The organism is Streptomyces sp. Y20, from assembly GCF_043195475.1.
Lineage (GTDB): Bacteria > Actinomycetota > Actinomycetes > Streptomycetales > Streptomycetaceae > Streptomyces.
Map to the genome: position 1 here is coordinate 1 of NZ_JBIDDP010000012.1, position 17,712 is coordinate 17,712.

2 protein-coding genes are annotated in these 17,712 nt (G+C 75.3%); both read right to left on the reverse strand.

What is annotated here, in order from left to right; genetic code table 11:
• The coding region (locus tag ACGFT1_RS26825) for a type I polyketide synthase (RefSeq protein WP_373911662.1) at nucleotides 1-1,641 on the reverse strand (1,641 nt) is incomplete at its 3' end.
• The gene (locus ACGFT1_RS26830) at nucleotides 1,638-17,705 is read right to left on the reverse strand and encodes an SDR family NAD(P)-dependent oxidoreductase (protein WP_373911547.1); all 16,068 of its coding nucleotides are present in this window, start codon (nucleotides 17,703-17,705) and stop codon (nucleotides 1,638-1,640) included. The genes ACGFT1_RS26830 and ACGFT1_RS26825, both read right to left, overlap by 4 nt.
• Between the last annotated feature and the right edge of the window lie 7 nt (nucleotides 17,706-17,712).

Sequence of the window (17,712 nt, forward strand, 5' to 3'; positions counted from 1 at the left end):
ACGCGAACCGGCGACCACGACCGCCCGCTCGGCCAGGACCGCGCGCTGCGTGACCAAGGCGCCGGCGACAGACGCCATCGGCGCGCCGCTCCGGCGGACGAACTCCGCCAACCGACCCGCCTGGCCGACGAGAGAATTCGTGCTCCGCGCGGAGACGATCACCGGCAGAACACCGTCGGCCGGAAGCGGCACCGGTTCGGCGGCGCCCTCCTCCGATGCCTCCTCGGGTGCCTGCTCAAGAATCAGGTGCGCGTTCGTGCCGCTCACACCGAACCCGGACACGGCCGCCCGGCGGGGCCGGTCGATCTCGGGCCAGGGGCTGGTGCGGTGGAGGAGCCGGACGGCGCCCGCGTCCCAGTCGACGCGACTGCTGGGTTCGTCCGCGTGCAGGGTGGCGGGCAGGATGCCGTGGCGCAGGGCCTGCACCGTCTTGATCACACCGGCGACTCCGGCGGCGGCCTGGGTGTGGCCCAGGTTGGACTTCAACGAGCCCAGCCACAGGGGCTTTTCGCGCCCTTGGCCGTAGGTGGCGAGGAGTGCTTGTGCCTCGATCGGGTCGCCGAGGACGGTGCCCGTGCCGTGGCCCTCGACCGCGTCCACGTCCGCCGAGGTCAGCCCCGCGTTCGCGAGCGCCTTGCGGATGACCCGCTGCTGGGAGGGGCCGTTGGGGGCCGTGAGGCCGTTGGAGGCGCCGTCCTGGTTGACCGCGCTGCCCCGGATCACCGCCAGCACCCGGTGCCCCTTGCGCTGGGCTTCCGAGAGGCGTTCCAGTACGACCACGCCCGCGCCCTCGGCCCAGCCCGTGCCGTCGGCGGTGTCGGCGTACGACTTGCAGCGGCCGTCGGCGGCGAGGCCCCGCTGGCGGGAGAAGTCCACGAAGGTGTGCGGGGTGGCCATGACGCTGGCGCCGCCGGCGAGGGCCATCGAGCACTCGCCGCGCCGCAGTGCCTGGGCCGCGAGGTGGATGGCGACCAGGGACGAGGAGCAGGCGGTGTCCACGGTGACCGCGGGGCCCTCGAAGCCGAAGACGTAGGAGACGCGGCCGGAGGCGACACTGCCCGCGCCGCCGGTGCCGGCGTAACCCTCCAGCTCCGGCGGGAGGTTGCCGCCGAAGAAGTAGTCGACGCCCATGATGCCGTTGAAGACGCCGACGTCCGCGCCCTTCAGTGAGAGCGGATCGATCCCGGCCTGTTCCAGCGCCTCCCACGATGTTTCGAGCAGCAGCCGCTGCTGCGGGTCCATCGCCAGTGCCTCACGGGGTGAGACACCGAAGAACTCGGCGTCGAACAGGCCGGCGTCGCGCAGGAACCCGCCTTGGCGGGCGTAGGAGGTGCCCGCCTTGTCGGGGTCGTCGTCGAACAGGGTGTCCAGGTCCCAGCCGCGGTCGGCGGGGAAGTCGGACACGGCGTCCCGGCCCTCGGCGACCAGCCGCCACAGCTCCTCCGGGGTCGTCACACCGCCGGGCAGCCGGCAGGCCATGCCGACGATCGCGACGGGCTCGTCCGCGTTCCGCCGGACCTGCCGGCGCAGGTCGTGCAGTTCGGTCGTGACGCGCTTGAGGTACTTGAGGAGTTCCTGCTCTGTGGCCATCTTCCATTCCTCACCGGGGGGTTTGACGGTCCGCGAAAACGTGACGGTCAGGAGATTCCGAGTTCGTCGTTGATGAAGTCGAGGACCTCATCGGCGGAGGCGGATTCCAGCTGTTCCGCCACGGCCGAACCCTCTGTCTCCTCGACCACTCCGTTGCACTTCGCGACCAGACCCTGGAGGCGGAGCACGATGTCCGCCTTCTTTGACTCGTCGGACAGCAGTCCGGCGATCAGCGAGTCGATGTCCTCGATCTTTTCGTGCACCAGCGACAGGGCGTCGCTGGTGGTGCCCAGTTGCGTGTGCAGATGGCGGGCCAGAGCGAGCGGGTTGGGGTAGTCGAACACGACCGTGGCGGCCAGTTTGAGGCCGGTGGACTCGCGGAGCCGGTTGCGCAGTTCGACGGAGGTGAGCGAATCGAACCCGGCGTCCTTGAACGCCGTCTCGGGTCCCACGTTCTCCGCCCCGGCGTGGCCGAGGACCGTCGCGACCTGGCCGCGGACGAGGTCCAGGAGCAGGGCCTCCTGTTCCGCCTGGGCGAGTCCGGCGAGCCGGCGGGTGAGGCCGCCGCTGTCCGCGGCGGTGGTGCGGACCGCCTGGCGGCCGGTGCGCACCAGGCCGCGGAGCAGGGGCTGTACGGTGCGGCCCGCCGCAGCGTCGGCGCGCAGCGACCGCAGGTCGAGCTTGATGGGGACCAGGAGCGCCTCGCCGGTGCCCAGGGCCGCGTCGAGGAGGCGCATGCCCTCGGCGGGACCGATGGGCAGGACACCGCCCCGGCTCATGCGGGCCTGGTCGGCGGCGCCCAGGTGGGCGGTCATGCCGCTGGTCTGTTCCCACAGGCCCCAGGCGAGCGAGGTGGCGGGCAGGCCGCTCGCGCGGCGCTGGTGGGCGACCGCGTCGAGGTAGGCGTTGGCGGCGGCGTAGTTGCCCTGGCCGGCCGAGCCGAACAGGCCGGACGCGGAGGAGAAGACGGCGAACGCGGCCAGGTCCAGGGGGCGGGTCAGTTCGTCCAGGTGCCGTACCGCGCTGACCTTGGGTGCGAAGACCCGGGCCAGGCGTTCGGGGGTGAGGGCGCCGATCACGCCGTCGTCGAGGACACCGGCCGTGTGGATGACACCCGTCAGGGGGTGCTCCGCCGGGATCGAGTCCAGCAGTCGTGCCACCTGCGTACGGTCGGACACGTCGGCGGCCCGCAGGGACACCGACTCGGCGCCCAGCTCCGACAGTTCCGCCACCAGCTCCGACGCGCCCTCGGCCTCCCCACCGCGCCGGCCGGCCAGCACGAGGTGCCGTACCCCGTGCCGTACGACCAGGTGGCGGGCGACCAGCGCGCCGAGCGAACCGGTACCGCCCGTGACCAGGACCGTGCCCCGCGGACGGAACGCCACGGCCGGCTCACCGTCACCGCCCACCGGTGCGCCCGCCGTCGGCTCGGCCCGCACCAGGCGCGGCACCGACAGGGCCGCCCCGCGCACCGCCACCTGCGGTTCCCCGGAGGCCAGGACGGTGGCGAGGAGGTCGTCGGACGGGTCGTCGGTGGCCGGGTCGGTGGCCGGGTCCAGGTCGAGCAGGACGATGCGGTCCGGGTTCTCGGCCTGGGCCGCGCGGACCAGGCCCCAGACGGCCGCGCCGGCCGCGTCGGTCACCGTGGCGGCGCCGCCCGCGGGCACCGCGCCCCGGGTCACCACCAGCAGCCGCACGTCCTCGGCGTCCTCGTCGGCGAGCCAGGCCTGGACGACCTCCAGGGCGGCGGCGGTCCGGGTGAGTGCCTCCTCGTCGCCGTCGCCGGTGCCCCGGAGGTCCAGGACGGCGGCCTCGGACAGCTCGCCCTTCAGCGCGGTCACCTCGGCGGCGGTGGTGACCCGCGTCCAAGCGGGAGCCGTGTCCGGCGTCCTGGCTGTGGTGGGCAGGTCGGTCCAGGCCACGGTGAACAGGGCGTCGCGGTCCTCGCCGGCCGTCGCGGCGGCGTCGAGCTGTCCGACGTCCACCGGGCGGAAGGTCACCGAGTCGACGGTCAGGACGAGACCGCCGTTCTCGTCGGCCGCGACGAGGGACAGCACGTCCGTTCCGCCGGGGGTGATCCGTACCCGGAGGGACGCGGCGCCGGCGGCGTGCAGCTCCAGTCCGGTCCACGAGAACGGCAGGACGTTGTGCCCGTCGTCCGGCTGGGCGAAGGCATCCGTGTGCAGGGCCGCGTCGAGCAGGGCGGGGTGGAGGCCGAACCGTGCCGCCTCGTCGCGCCGCTCGTCCGGCAGGGCGACCTCGGCGAAGATCTCCTCGCCGCGCCGCCACACCGCGCGCAGCCCCTGGAACGCCGGGCCGTAGGCGTAGCCGTGGCTGAGCAGGCCCGCGTAGAAGGCGGTGATGTCGAGGTCGACCGGTTCGGCTCCGGCGGGCGGCCAGATGGTGGTGTCGAAGGCGGGGGTGTCTCCCGCCGACGCCGTCACGGTGCCGGTGGCGTGCCGGGTCCAGGCGTCGGTGTCGATCTCGCCGGTGGTGTTCTCCCGGGCCGAGTAGACGGCGACGGTCCGCAGTCCGCTGTCGCCGGGTCCGCCGACGGCGACCTGGACCCGGACGCCGCCCTGCTCGGGAACGACCAGGGGCGCTTCGATGACGAGTTCGTCCAGCACTCCGCTGCCGACCTCGTCACCGGCGCGTACGGCGAGTTCGACCAGGCCGGTGCCGGGCACCAGGACCACGCCCCCGACGGCGTGGTCGGCCAGCCAGGGGTGGGTGCGCAGGGAGAGCCGGGAGGTGAACAGCACCCCGCCGGTCTCCGGGACCTCCACCACCGCGCCCAGCAGGGGATGGTCCGCCGTGCCCTGGCCCAGGGCGACCGCGTCGGTGGCGGGAGCCGTCCGCAGCCAGTAGTGGCGGTGGTCGAAGGCGTACGTCGGCAGGTCCACGCGGGCCTCGGTGGCACCCTCGGGGAGGACGGCCGCCCAGTCCACCTTCGTGCCGCGCACGAACAGCTCCGCTACGGACAGCAGGAGGGTCTGGGCCTCGCCGCGCTCGTCGCGTAGCGCGGGCACGCTGACCGCGTCGTCGCCGGCCGACTGCGCGATCGCGCCGGTCAGGGCACCACCGGGGCCCAGTTCCAGGAAGACCGACCCACCCGAGGCGGCAATGCCGTCGGCGAAGCGGACCGGGCGGCGGACGTGGTCGACCCAGTAGGCCGGGTCGGTCAACTGCCCCGGCTCGGCCAGCCTTCCCGTCACGTTCGACACCACCGGGATGGCCGGCTCGTTCCAGGTCAGCCCCGACAGCACCTCGCCGAACCCGGCCAGCATCGGCTCCATCAGTGCCGAGTGGAAGGCGTGGGAGACGGTCAGCCGCTTGACCCTGCGGCCCTGTTCGCGCATCTTCTCGGCGACGGCCGTGACGGCTTCCTCGTCACCGGAGAGCACCACCGAGTCGGGCGCGTTCACCGCGGCCAGGTCCACGCCCGCGCCGAGGTGACCGGCGATCTCCGCCTCGCTCGCCCCTACCGCGACCATCGCGCCGACCGGTGCCAGGGCCTGCATCAGCCGGCCCCGGGCGGCGACCAGTGCCGCCGCGTCCGTCAGCGACAGCACCCCGGCGACATGCGCGGCGACGACCTCGCCGATCGAGTGCCCGGCCACCACGTCCGGCCGCACACCCCACGACTCCACCAGCCGGAACAACGCCGACTCCACCGCGAACAGACCGGCCTGGGTGAAGACCGTCTGGTCCAGCAGGCCGCCGCCGGCGTTGCCGACCTCGCCGAACACCACGTCCTTGACGGGGTGGTCCGCCCAGCCGGCCAGCTGTGCGTCGAGCGCGGCGCACGCCTCGTCGAAGGCGCGGGCGAACACCGGGTACCGGTCGTGCAACTCGCGTCCCATGCCGAGGCGCTGGGAGCCCTGGCCGGGGAACACGACCACCGTGCCACCGCTGCTCTCGGTGCCCGTGACCACGACCGGCGACGACTCGCCGGCCGCCAGTGCCGCGAGCCCGGCCACCGCCTCCTCGCGCGAGCCGGCGACGATCACGGCCCGTTCGGGGAGCACGGCCCGGCGGGAGACGAGTGCTCCGGCGACGGCCGCCGTCGGGGCGTCGGTGCCGCCGAGGAACTCGGTGAGCCGTCCGGCCTGTCCGGCCAGCGCGTCGGCGCCGCGGGCCGACACCACCAGCGGCAGTACACCCCCGGCGGGGGCCACCGGCTTCGCGGCCGGCTGCTCCTCGGGTGCCTGTTCCAGGATGACGTGGGCGTTGGTGCCGCTCACGCCGAAGGCGGAGACGCCGGCGCGGCGGGGGCGGCCGGTGTCCGGCCAGGGCCGGGCCTCGGTGAGGATCTCCACCGCGCCCGCCGACCAGTCGACCTCGGTCGACGGCTGGTCGACGTGGAGCGTGGGGGGCAGCACCGCGTGCCGCAGTGCCTCGACGGTCTTGATGACGCCGGCGACACCGGCCGCGGCCTGGGCGTGGCCGAGGTTGGACTTCACCGATCCGATCCACAGCGGTTCGTCGCGGTCCTGCCCGTAGGTGGCGAGCAGGGCCTGCGCCTCGATCGGGTCACCGAGGACCGTGCCCGTGCCGTGCGCCTCGACGGCGTCCACCTCGGACACCGAGAGACCGGCGTTCGCCAGCGCCCTGCGGATCACCCGCTGCTGGGAGGGGCCGTTGGGGGCCGTGAGGCCGTTGGAGGCGCCGTCCTGGTTGACGGCGCTGCCGCGTACGACCGCCAGGACCCGGTGGCCCTTGCGGCGCGCCTCCGACAGCCGCTCCAGGACGACGACACCCGCGCCCTCGGCCCAGCCGGTGCCGTCCGCGCCGTCCGCGAAGGCCTTGCAGCGGCCGTCGGGCGAGAGGGCCTGCTGGCGGGAGAACTCCACGAAGGTGTACGGATTGGCGAGGACGGTCGCCCCGCCGGCGAGGGCCATGGAGCACTCCCCGTTGCGCAGCGCCTGCGCGGCGAGGTGCAGGGCGACCAGCGACGAGGAGCACGCGGTGTCCACGGTGACGGCGGGGCCCTCGAGGCCGAAGACGTACGACACCCGGCCGGAGGCCACGCTGCCCGCGGAGCCGGTCGCGGTGAACCCGGCCAGCTCCGGCGGGAGTTCCCCGCCGAAGCCGTAGCCCTGGGTCATCACGCCGGAGAACACGCCCACGTCGGTGCCCTTCAGGGAGGTCGGGTCGATGCCCGCCCGCTCCAGCGCCTCCCACGAGGTCTCCAGGAGCAGCCGCTGCTGCGGGTCCATCGCCAGCGCCTCACGCGGCGAGATACCGAAGAAGCCCGCGTCGAACAGGCCGGCGTCGTGGAGGAAGCCGCCCTGGTCGACGTACGAGGTGCCGACGCGTCCCGGGTCGGAGTCGAACAGGCCCTCCAGGTCCCAGCCGCGGTCGGCCGGGAAGCCGGTCATCGCGTCCCGGCCCTCCGCCACCAGCCGCCAGAGGTCCTCGGGGCCGGTGACGCCGCCGGGCAGCCGGCAGGCCATGCCGACGATGGCGATCGGCTCGCCGGGGTCGGCCGCGGCGACGGCCGGTTCCGGGCCGGCGGGTGCCGCGGTGACGTGCCCGAAGTGGCCGTGCAGATGGCGGGCGAGGGCGAGCGGGGTCGGGTAGTCGAAGACGACGGTGGTCGGCAGGGTCAGGCCGGTGGCCTCGCGGACACGGTTGCGCAGTTCGACGGAGGTGAGGGAGTCGAAGCCGGCGTCCTTGAACGCCTTGTCCGCCCTGACCTGGTCGGCGCCCGCGTGGCCGAGGACGGCCGCGACCTGGCCGCGCACGACGTCGAGGAGCAGTGCTTCCTGCTCGTCGGGGGCGAGTCCGGCGAGCCGGTCGGCCAGGCCGCCGCCGGTGCGGTCCGCGGCGGCCGTCCGGGCGGCCTGCCGGGTGACGCGGATCAGGCCGCGCATCAGGGGCTGCACGGCGCCGCCGGAGGCGGCGCCGGCGCGGGCGGCCCGCAGGTCCAGTTTGATGGGGACGAGGAGTGCCTCGCCCGTGTGCAGGGCCGCGTCGAAGAGGGCGAGGCCCTCGTCGGGGGTCAGGGCGCGGACACCGCCGCGGCTCATACGGGCCTGGTCGGTGTCGCTGAGGTGGGCGGTCAGGCCGGTGGTCTGCTCCCACAGACCCCAGGCCAGGGACACCGCGGGCAGGCCGGCGGCGCGGCGGCGGGCCATCAGGCCGTCGAGGTAGGCGTTGGCGGCGGCGTAGTTACCCTGGCCGGCCGAGCCGAACAGGCCGGCGCCGGAGGAGTAGACGGCGAACGTGGTGAGGTCCAGGGTGCGGGTCAGCTCGTCCAGGTGGGCGGCGGCACCGGCCTTGGGGGCGAAGACGCCCGCCATCCGTTCCGGGGTGAGGGCGCCGATCACGCCGTCGTCCAGGACACCGGCCGTGTGGATGACACCCGTCAGGGGGTGCTCCGCCGGGATCGAGTCCAGCAGTCGTGCCACCTGCGTACGGTCGGACACGTCGGCGGCCCGCAGGGACACCGACTCGGCGCCCAGCTCCGACAGTTCCGCCACCAGCTCCGACGCGCCCTCGGCCTCCCCACCGCGCCGGCCGGCCAGCACGAGGTGCCGTACCCCGTGCCGTACGACCAGGTGGCGGGCGACCAGCGCGCCGAGCGAACCGGTACCGCCCGTGACCAGGACCGTGCCCCGCGGACGGAACGCCACGGCCGGCTCACCGTCACCGCCCACCGGTGCGCCCGCCGTCGGCTCGGCCCGCACCAGGCGCGGCACCGACAGGGCCGCCCCGCGCACCGCCACCTGCGGTTCCCCGGAGGCCAGGACGGTGGCGAGGAGCGGTTCGACAGTGGTGCCGTAGGCGATGTCGGGGTCGGTGTCCGTGTCGATCAGGACGATCCGGCCCGGGTTCTCGGCCTGGGCCGCGCGGACCAGGCCCCAGACGGCCGTCCCGGCCGGGTCCGTCACCGCGGTGTCGCCGCCGGCCGGGACGGCGCCCCGGGTGAGGATCACCAGCCGGGACTCCTCCAGGCTGGGTGCGGCGAACCACGCCTGGAGCATGGCCAGCATCCGGTTGGTGAGGGACAGCGCGCCGTCCGCGGTGCCGTCGGGGGCGGCGGCTTCGACCACGGCGACCAGCGGGCCGGTCGCCGCGCCGGCGAGGATGCCGACCTCGTCCGCGTGGAACAGCGGCACCCACTGCGGTACCTGCTGCCCCTCGAGCTCGGGGGCGGGCAGGTCGGTCCAGTCGACGCGGTACAAGGAGTGGCCGCCGTCGGCGGGGGCCGCGGTCAGCTGCTCGGCGGCGACCGGCAGGAAGCCCAGGGCGTCCAGGGTGACGACGAGGCCGCCCGTGCCGTCCGCGGCCTCCAGCGACAGGCGCCCGTCCCCGGCAGGGGCGAGGCGCACGCGGAGCGTGGTCGCGCCGGTGGCGTGCAGGGTCAGCCCCTGCCAGGTGGCGGGCTGCCACAGCCGCTGCCCGCCGTCGTCCTGACCGGCCGTGGCCGCGTGCCGCAGCCCGGACTGCACGGAGGCGTCCAGGAGCGCGGGGTGGATGCCGAACCGGTCGGCGCCCGTGCGCTGTTCGTCGGGCAGGGCGACCTCGGCGAAGACCTCGTCGCCGCGCCGCCACAGCGTCCGTACGCCCCGGAAGGCGGGGCCGAAGGGGTGGCCGAGGCGGAGCAGGTCGTCGTAGAACTCGTCGGTGCCGGCCGGGCGGGCGCCGGTCGGCGGCCACAGGGTCAGGTCGGCGCTCGCGCTCGGCGTGGTGAGCGGGGCGGGCGAGAGCCGTCCGGTGGCGTGCCGGGTCCAGGCGCCGGCCTCGGGGTCCTCGCCGGCCGCGTAGACGTCGACGGTCCGCGCGCCGGTCTCGTCGGGGCCGCCGACGGCGACCTGGACGCGTATGCCGCCGTCCTCGGGCAGGAGCAGCGGTGCCTCGACCGTCAGCTCGTCCAGGGTGGCGGTGCCGGCCTCGTCGCCGGCGCGCAGAGCCAGTTCCACCAGGGCCGTGGCCGGGACGACGACCGCGCCGCCGACGACGTGGTCGGCCAGCCAGGGGTGGGTGCGCAGGGAGAGGCGGGAGGTGAGGACCAGCCCGTCCGACTGGGGCAGCGGGACGACCGCGCCCAGCAGGGGGTGGTCGGCCGAAGCCTGGCCGAGCGAGGCGGCGTCCGTGGCCGGGGCGGTCGTCAGCCAGTAGGAGCGGTGTTCGAAGGCGTACGTCGGCAGGTCGACGTGTCCGGCGCCGGTGCCCTCGGGCAGCACGCCGGTCCAGTCGACAGGGACGCCCTTGACGAAGACCTCGGCCATCGAGGTGAGCAGCCGGCGCAGGCCGCCCTCCTCGCGGCGCAGGGAGCCGGTGGCGACCGCGTCGGCCCGGGTGTCGTCGGTGATCTCGTTGACCGGCTGGACGAGGACGGGGTGGGCGCTGGACTCGATGAACACGGTGTGGCCCTCGGCGATGAGGGCGGCGATCGCCGGTCCGAAGCGGACCTGGCGGCGCAGGTTGCGGTACCAGTAGCCGCCGTCGAGGACGCCCGCCTCACGAACCCACTCGCCGGTCACCGTGGAGTAGAACGGCACCAGCGGCGCCTGCCCGCGGACCTCGGCGAGCGCTTCGGCGAGGGTGCGCTCGATGGCCTCGACGTGCCGGGTGTGGGAGGCGTAGTCCACGGCGACGCGCCGGACGCGCACGCCGTCCGCCTCCAGCGCGGCCAGCGCCTCGTCGAGGGCCTCGGCGTCGCCGGCGATGACCACCGACGAGGGGCTGTTGACGGCGGCGACCTCTACCCGGCCCTCCCACGCGGCGATCCGGGCGGCGGCGTCGGACTCGGGCAGCGCCACGGAGGCCATGCCGCCGCGGCCCGCGAGTTCCCCGGCGATCACCCGGCTGCGTACGGCGACGACGCGGGCCGCGTCCTCCAGCGACAGGGCACCGGCGACGCACGCGGCGGCGATCTCGCCCTGCGAGTGGCCGACCACCGCGTCCGGTACGACGCCCACGGACGCCCACACGGCCGCCAGGGCGACCATCACCGCGAAGCTCGCCGGCTGGACGACGTCGACGCGGGCGACGAGAGCGGCGTCGGCCTCGCCGCGCAGCACCGCCTTCAGGTCCCAGTCGGTCCAGGGTTCCAGGGCGCGGGCGCACTCCTCGATCCGTTCGGCGAACACCGGTGACGTCTCCAGCAGTTCGCGGCCCATGCCGGTCCACTGCGAGCCCTGGCCGGGGAAGACCAGGACCGTCCGTCCCGCGGCGCCCGCAGCGCCGGTCACCAGTCCGGCGGCCGACTCGTCCCGGGCCAGCGCGGCCAGTGCGGCCACCGCCTCCGCGCGGCTCTCCGCGACCACCACGGCCCGCTCGGACAGCGCGGCCCGGCGCGTGACGAGGGCGCTCGCGATGTCCGCGAGCGGTGCGTCGGTGTCCGCGGTGTACGCGGCCAGTCGTTCCGCCTGGGCGGCCAGTGAGCCCTCGGAGGCCGCCGACACCACCAGCGGCACCGGGCCGTCGGCCGGGGCAGCCGGCGCGGCGGCCGGCTCCTCGGGGGCCTGCTCCAGGATGAGGTGGGCGTTGGTGCCGCTGATACCGAAGGAGGAGACGCCGGCCCGGCGCGGACGGCCGGACTCGGGCCACTGCCGGGCCTCGGTCAGCAGCTCGACGGCTCCGGCCGACCAGTCGACCTGCGGGGTCGGCTCGGTGACGTTGAGGGTGGGCGGCAGGACCCCGTGGCGCAGCGCCTGGACCATCTTGATGACCCCGGCGACGCCGGCGGCGGCCTGCGTGTGCCCGATGTTGGACTTCAACGAGCCCAGCCACAGGGGCTGTTCGCGGTCGCGGCCGTAGGTGGCGAGCAGGGCCTGCGCCTCGATCGGGTCACCGAGCGCGGTGCCCGTGCCGTGCGCCTCCACGGCGTCCACGTCGGCGGCGGCCAGACCGGCAGCGGCCAGCGCCCTTCGGATGACGCGCTGCTGCGAGGGGCCGTTAGGGGCGGTGAGACCGTTGGACGCGCCGTCCTGGTTGACCGCGCTGCCGCGCAGCACCGCCAGCACCCGGTGCCCGTTGCGGCGGGCCTTTGACAGGCGTTCCAGGACGACGATGCCCACGCCCTCGGACAGGACGGTGCCGTCGGCGCCCGCGGAGAACGCCTTGACCCGGCCGTCCGCGGCGAGGCCGCGCTGGCGGGACATGCCGAGCACGCCGATCGGCGAGCCCATCACGGCGACCCCGCCGGCCAGCGCGAGCGAGCACTCGCCCTGCCGCAGCGCCTGGGCCGCCAGGTGCATGGCGACGAGCGAGGAGGAACAGGCCGTGTCGACGGTGACCGCGGGCCCCTCGAAGCCGAACGCGTACGACACCCGGCCCGAGGCGACGCTGCCCGCGGTCGCGGTGGTGACGTAGCCCTCCAGTTCGGGGGGCATGTTGCTGAGGGACTCCAGGTAGTCGTGGATGGAGACGCCGGAGAAGACGCCGACGTCGGCGCCGCGGGTGGAGCCGGGGTCGATGCCGGCGTTCTCCAGAGCTTCCCAGGTCGCCTCCAGCAGCAGCCGCTGCTGGGGGTCCATGGCCAGCGCCTCACGAGGGGAGATGCCGAAGAACTCGGCGTCGAACTCGGCGGCGCCCTGGAGGAACCCGCTCTTGTGGACGTAGGAGGTGCCGGCCTTGTCGGGGTCGGCGTCGAACAGCTCGTCCAGGTTCCAGCCGCGGTCGTCGGGGAAGCCCGTCATGCCCTCGCGGCGGTCGAGGACCAGCCGCCACAGGCCGGCCGGGTCGGTGACGCCGCCCGGCAGCCGGCAGGCCATGCCGACGATGGCGATGGGCTCGTCGGGGTCGGTGGCGGTGACCGTGGGGGCGGCGGCCCCGGCCGTGCTCTCGCCGAGTTCCTCGCGCAGATGGCGGGCGAGCGCCACCGGGGTGGGGTAGTCGAAGATGAGCGTGGCGGGCAGCTTGACGCCGGTGGCGGCGGACAGCCGGTTGCGCAGTTCGATCGCGGTGAGCGAGTCGAAGCCGATGTCGCCGAACCCGCGTGTGCCCTGGGCGAGTTCGGGACCGCTGAAGCCGAGGACGGCGGTGGCCTCGGCCTGGATGACGCCCAGCAGGACGGCCTCCTGCTCGGCCTCGCCGAGACCGGTGAGACGGCGCAGGAGAGCGCTGCCGTCACCGGCGGCGGCCCGCGCGGAGCGCCGGCCGGCCCGGACCAGGCCGCGCAGCAGGTGCGGTACGGCGGAGCCGGAGGCCGCGTCGGAGCGCAGCGCGCGCAGATCCAGCTTGATGGGGACCAGCAGGGCCCGGTCGGCGTGCAGACCGGTGTCGAGGAGGGCGAGGCCCTCGTCCGCGGTGAGCGCGAGGACGCCGCCGCGGCTCATGCGGGCCTGGTCGGTCTCGCTGAGGTGCGCGGTCAGGCCGGCGCTCTGCTCCCACAGGCCCCAGGCGAGGGAGACGCCGGGCAGCCCGGCCGCGCGGCGGTGGGCCATGAGGGCGTCCAGGAAGGCGTTGGCAGCCGCGTAGTTGCCCTGGCCGGCGGAGCCGAGGAGGGCGGCGGCGGAGGAGAACACCACGAACGAGCGCAGGGCGGGCGCGAGTTCCCGGGTCAGCTCGTGCAGGTGCCGTACGGCGGTGGCCTTGGGGGCGAAGACCCCGGCGATCCGCTCCTCGGTGAGGGCGCTGATCACGCCGTCGTCGAGGATGCCGGCGAGGTGCACCAGGCCGGTCAGCGGGTGCTCGGCCGGCAGGCCGCGCAGCAGCGCGGCGACCGCGTCCCGGTCGGAGACGTCGCAGGCGACGACCAACACGTCCGCGCCGAGGCCGGTCAGGTCGGCCTTCAGGGCGGCGGCGCCGGTGGCGTCGGGGCCGCGCCGGCCGGCCAGCACCAGGCGGCGTACGCCGTGCCGCTGGACGAGGTGCCGGGCGACGAGCGCGCCGAGCGAGCCGGTGCCGCCGGTGATCAGGACGGTGCCGTCGGGGTCGAAGGCGGGGGTCCCGGCGTCGGTGACGGTGTCCGCCGCACCGGTGGGGCCGGCGGTGCCGGCGGTGGTGTCCGTCTGGTCCGCGCGGACCAGGCGGGGTGCCGACAGGGCGGTGCCGCGGACGGCGAGTTGCGGCTCGCCGGTGGCGAGGAGCCGCGCGAGGGCGGGGCCGGCCCCGCCGGCCGTGGCCGGGTCGAGGTCGGCGAGGACGACCCGGTCGGGGTTCTCGGCCTGGGCGGCGCGGACGAGTCCCCACACGGCCGCGCCGGCCGGGTCGGTGACCGTGGCGTCGCCGCCCGCGGGCACCGCTCCCCGGGTGGCGACCACCAGGCGGGCGGCTTCGAGACCGGGTGTGGTCAGCCAGGCCTGGAGGACGTCCAGGACGCGGCAGGTCAGGGTCTGGGCGTCGGCGCCGTCGCTGTAGGCGTCCAGGACCGCCGCGGCGGGCACGCTGTCGCGGGCCGCGAGCGCGCGCACGGCGTCGGCGTCGGCGACCGGCACCCAGGTGGGTGCGGTGGTGGCGCCCTCGGCGGCGGGCAGCGGCACCCAGTCGACGGCGAACAGGGCGTCCTGGTCGCCGCCGGCCGCGGCGCCGAGCTGTTCGGCGGAGACCGGCAGGGACACCAGGGAGTCCATGGTCAGCACCAGGTCGCCGGTCTCGTCGGCGGCCTGGAAGGACAGGGCGTCGGGGCCTGCGGGCGCGACCCGCACCCGCAGGGCCAAGGCGCCCTCGGCGTGCAGGACGAGGCCGTTCCAGGCAAACGGCAGGACGTTGCGATCGTCGTCGGGGTTGGCGAACGCGTTGGTGTGCAGGGCCGCGTCGAGGAGCGCCGGGTGGATGGCGAACTTGTCGGCGTCCTCGCGGTGGTCCTGCGGCAGGGCCGCCTCGGCGAAGAGCTCCTCGCCGCGCCGCCACACCCCGCGCAGTCCCTGGAAGGCGGGGCCGTAGGAGTAGCCGCGGGCGACGAGGGCGGTGTAGAAGTCGTCGATGGCGACGGGTTCCGCGCCGGGCGGCGGCCAGGCGGTGAAGTCCGCGGCGGGCGCGGTGAACCGGGCGGGCGCGCTGGACAGCAGGCCGGTGGCGTGCCGGGTCCACTCGCCGTGCCCGTCCTCGCCGGCATCCTCGCGCAGCGAGTACACGTCGACGGTGCGCGCGCCGTTCGCGGTGGGGCCGCCGACGGCGACCTGGACGCGGACGCCGCCCTGCGGGGGCAGCACCAGCGGCGCCTCGATGACGAGTTCCTCCAGGGTGCCGCAGCCGAACTCGTCGCCGGCGCGCACCGCGAGGTCGACGTAGACGGTGCCCGGGACGATGACCACGCCCTGCATGGCGTGGTCGGCCAGCCAGGGATGGGTGCGCAGGGACAGCCGGGAGGTGAGGACCAGTCCGTCGGTCTGCGGCAGCGGCACCAGCGCGCCGAGCAGCGGGTGGTCGGTGCCGGTCACGCCGAGGGAGGCGGCGTCACCGCCGTTGGGGGTGAGCTGGATCCAGTAGCGGCGGCGGTCGAAGGCGTACGTCGGCAGGTCGACGTGGGCGGTGCGGGCGGCCTCGGGCAGGATGCCCTTCCAGTCGACGGCCACGCCGCCGGCGAAGACCTCGGCCATGGAGGTGAGCAGGCGGCGCAGGCCGCCGTCGTCACGGCGCAGCGATCCGGTGACCAGGGCGTCGGCGGCGTCGGCGATCTCGGTGACCGGCTGGACGAGGACGGGGTGGGCGCTGGACTCGACGAACACGGTGTGGCCCTCGGCGAGGAGGGTGGCGACGGCCGGGCCGAAACGCACCTGGCGGCGCAGGTTGCGGTACCAGTAGCCGCCGTCCAGGACGCCCGCGTCACGGACCCACTCGCCGGTGACGGTGGACAGGAAGGGGATGGCGGGGGCCTGGCCGCGGATGTCCGCGAAGGCCTCGGTGAGGGCCTCCTGCACGGCCTGGACGTGCCGGCTGTGCGAGGCGTAGTCCACGGCGATGCGCCGGACCCGCACGCCCTGGTCCTCCAGGGTGTCCAGGACCTCGTCGAGGGCCTCGGCGTCACCGGCGATCACGACGGAGGCCGGCCCGTTGACGGCGGCCACCTCGACCCGGCCGGCCCACCGCTCCAGCCGGGCGGTGACGTCGTCCTCGGTGAGCGCGACGGAGGCCATGCCGCCCAGCCCGGCGAGCCGGCCGCGGATGACCTGGCTGCGGACGGCGACGATGCGGGCGGCGTCGTCCAGCGTGAGGGCGCCGGCGACGCAGGCGGCGGCGATCTCGCCCTGCGAGTGGCCGACCACCGCGTCCGGTACGACGCCCACCGACGCCCACACGGCCGCCAGGCCGACCATGACGGCGAAGCCGGCGGGCTGCACCACGTCGACACGCGTCAGCGGGCCGGCGTCGGCGTCGCCGCGCAGCACGGCCTTCAGGTCCCAGTCCACCCAGCGTTCCAGGGCCCGGGCGCACTCCTCGATCCGCTCGGCGAACACCGGTGAGGTGTCGAGGAGTTCGCGGCCCATGCCGATCCACTGGGTGCCCTGGCCGGGGAAGACCAGGACGGTCTTGCCGGACCCGGCGGCGCCGGCGGCGCCCCGGACCGTTGCGGGGGCCTGCTCGTCACGGGCGAGGGCGGTCAGCGCGGCCAGTGCCTCCTCGCGGCTCTCCGCGACCACGACGGCGCGTTCGCCGAGCACGGCGCGCCGGGTGGCGAGGGTGCCCGCGATGTCCGGGAGAGGGGTGTCCGTGTCGTCCAGGTAGGCGGCGAGGCGGCCGGCCTGGCCGGCGAGCGACGCGGCGGAGGCCGCCGACACCACCAGCGGCACCGCGCCGGCCGGCGTCTCGGCGGCGGGCGGCGCGTCCTCCTCGGGGGCCTGTTCCAGGATCAGGTGGGCGTTGGTGCCGCTGGCGCCGAACGCGGAGACGCCGGCGCGGCGCGGCCGGTCGGTCTCGGGCCACTGCCGGGCCTCGGTGAGCAGTTCCACGGCGCCGGACGACCAGTCGACCTGCGGGGTGGGGGCGTCGATGTGGCGGCTGGCCGGCATCAGGCCGTGGCGCAGGGCCTGCACCATGTTGATGACGCCGGCCACGCCGGAGGCGGCCTGGGTGTGGCCGATGACCGACTTCACGGAGCCCAGCCGCAGCGGCTGTCCGGCAGGGCGGTCCTGGCCGTAGGTGGCGAGGATCGCCTGGGCCTCGATGGGGTCGCCGAGGACGGTGCCGGTGCCGTGCCCGTCCACCATGTCGATGTCGGAGGTGCTCAGTCCGGCGCCGCTCAGCGCCTTGCGGATGACGCGCTGCTGGGAGGGGCCGTTGGGGGCGGTCAGGCCGTTGGAGGCGCCGTCCTGGTTGACGGCCGAGCCGCGGACCACGGCGAGGACCCGGTGGCCGCGCTCCCGGGCCTGCGACAGCGTCTCCAGCAGGACGACACCGACGCCCTCGGCCCAGCCGGAGCCGTCGGCGGCGGCGGCGTAGGACTTGCAGCGGCCGTCGAAGGCGAGGCCGCGCTGGCGGGCGAAGCCGACGAAGCCGCCGGGGGTGGCCATCACGGTGGAGCCGCCGGCGAGCGCCATGGAGCACTCGCCGCGGCGCAGCGCCTGGCTGGCGAGGTGGATCGCGACGAGGGAGGACGAACACATCGTGTCGACGGTGACCGCCGGTCCCTCCAGGCCGAGGGTGTAGGCGACGCGGCCCGAGGCGACACCGCCCGCGGTGCCCAGGGCGCGTTCCAGGCTGAGGAAGCCCTCGTGGCCGCTCAGGTCGGGGGCGTAGTCCTGGTGGACGATGCCGGCGAAGACGCCGATGTCGCTGCCGCGCACGGAGTGCGGGTCGATGCCGGCCCGTTCCAGGGTCTCCCAGCTCACCTCGAGCAGCTGGCGCTGCTGCGGGTCCATGGCGAGGGCCTCGCGCGGCGAGATGCCGAAGAAGGCGGCGTCGAACTCGGCGGCCTCGTGCAGGAAGGCGCCTTCGCGGACGTACGTCGTGCCGGGGTTGTCCGGGTCGGGGTGGTAGAGCCCCTCCAGGTCCCAGCCGCGGTCCTCGGGGAACGCGGTGTAGACGTCGGTGCCGTCGGTCACCACCCGCCACAGGTCCTCGGGGCTGCGGATGCCCCCCGCGTACCGGCAGGCCATGGAGACGATGGCGATGGGCTCGGCAGCGGCCGCCGCGAGTCTGCCGTTCTCCTGCTGGAGCCGAGCGTTCTCCTTGAGGGAGGCGCGCAGCGCGTTGACGATCTGGTCGTCCGGGCCCGACATATCCGTC

Excerpts from the sequence above, each read along its gene's own strand:
- ACGFT1_RS26830 (WP_373911547.1), bottom strand. The coding sequence starts at position 17,705 with ATGTCGGGCCCGGACGACCAGATCGTCAACGCGCTGCGCGCCTCCCTC.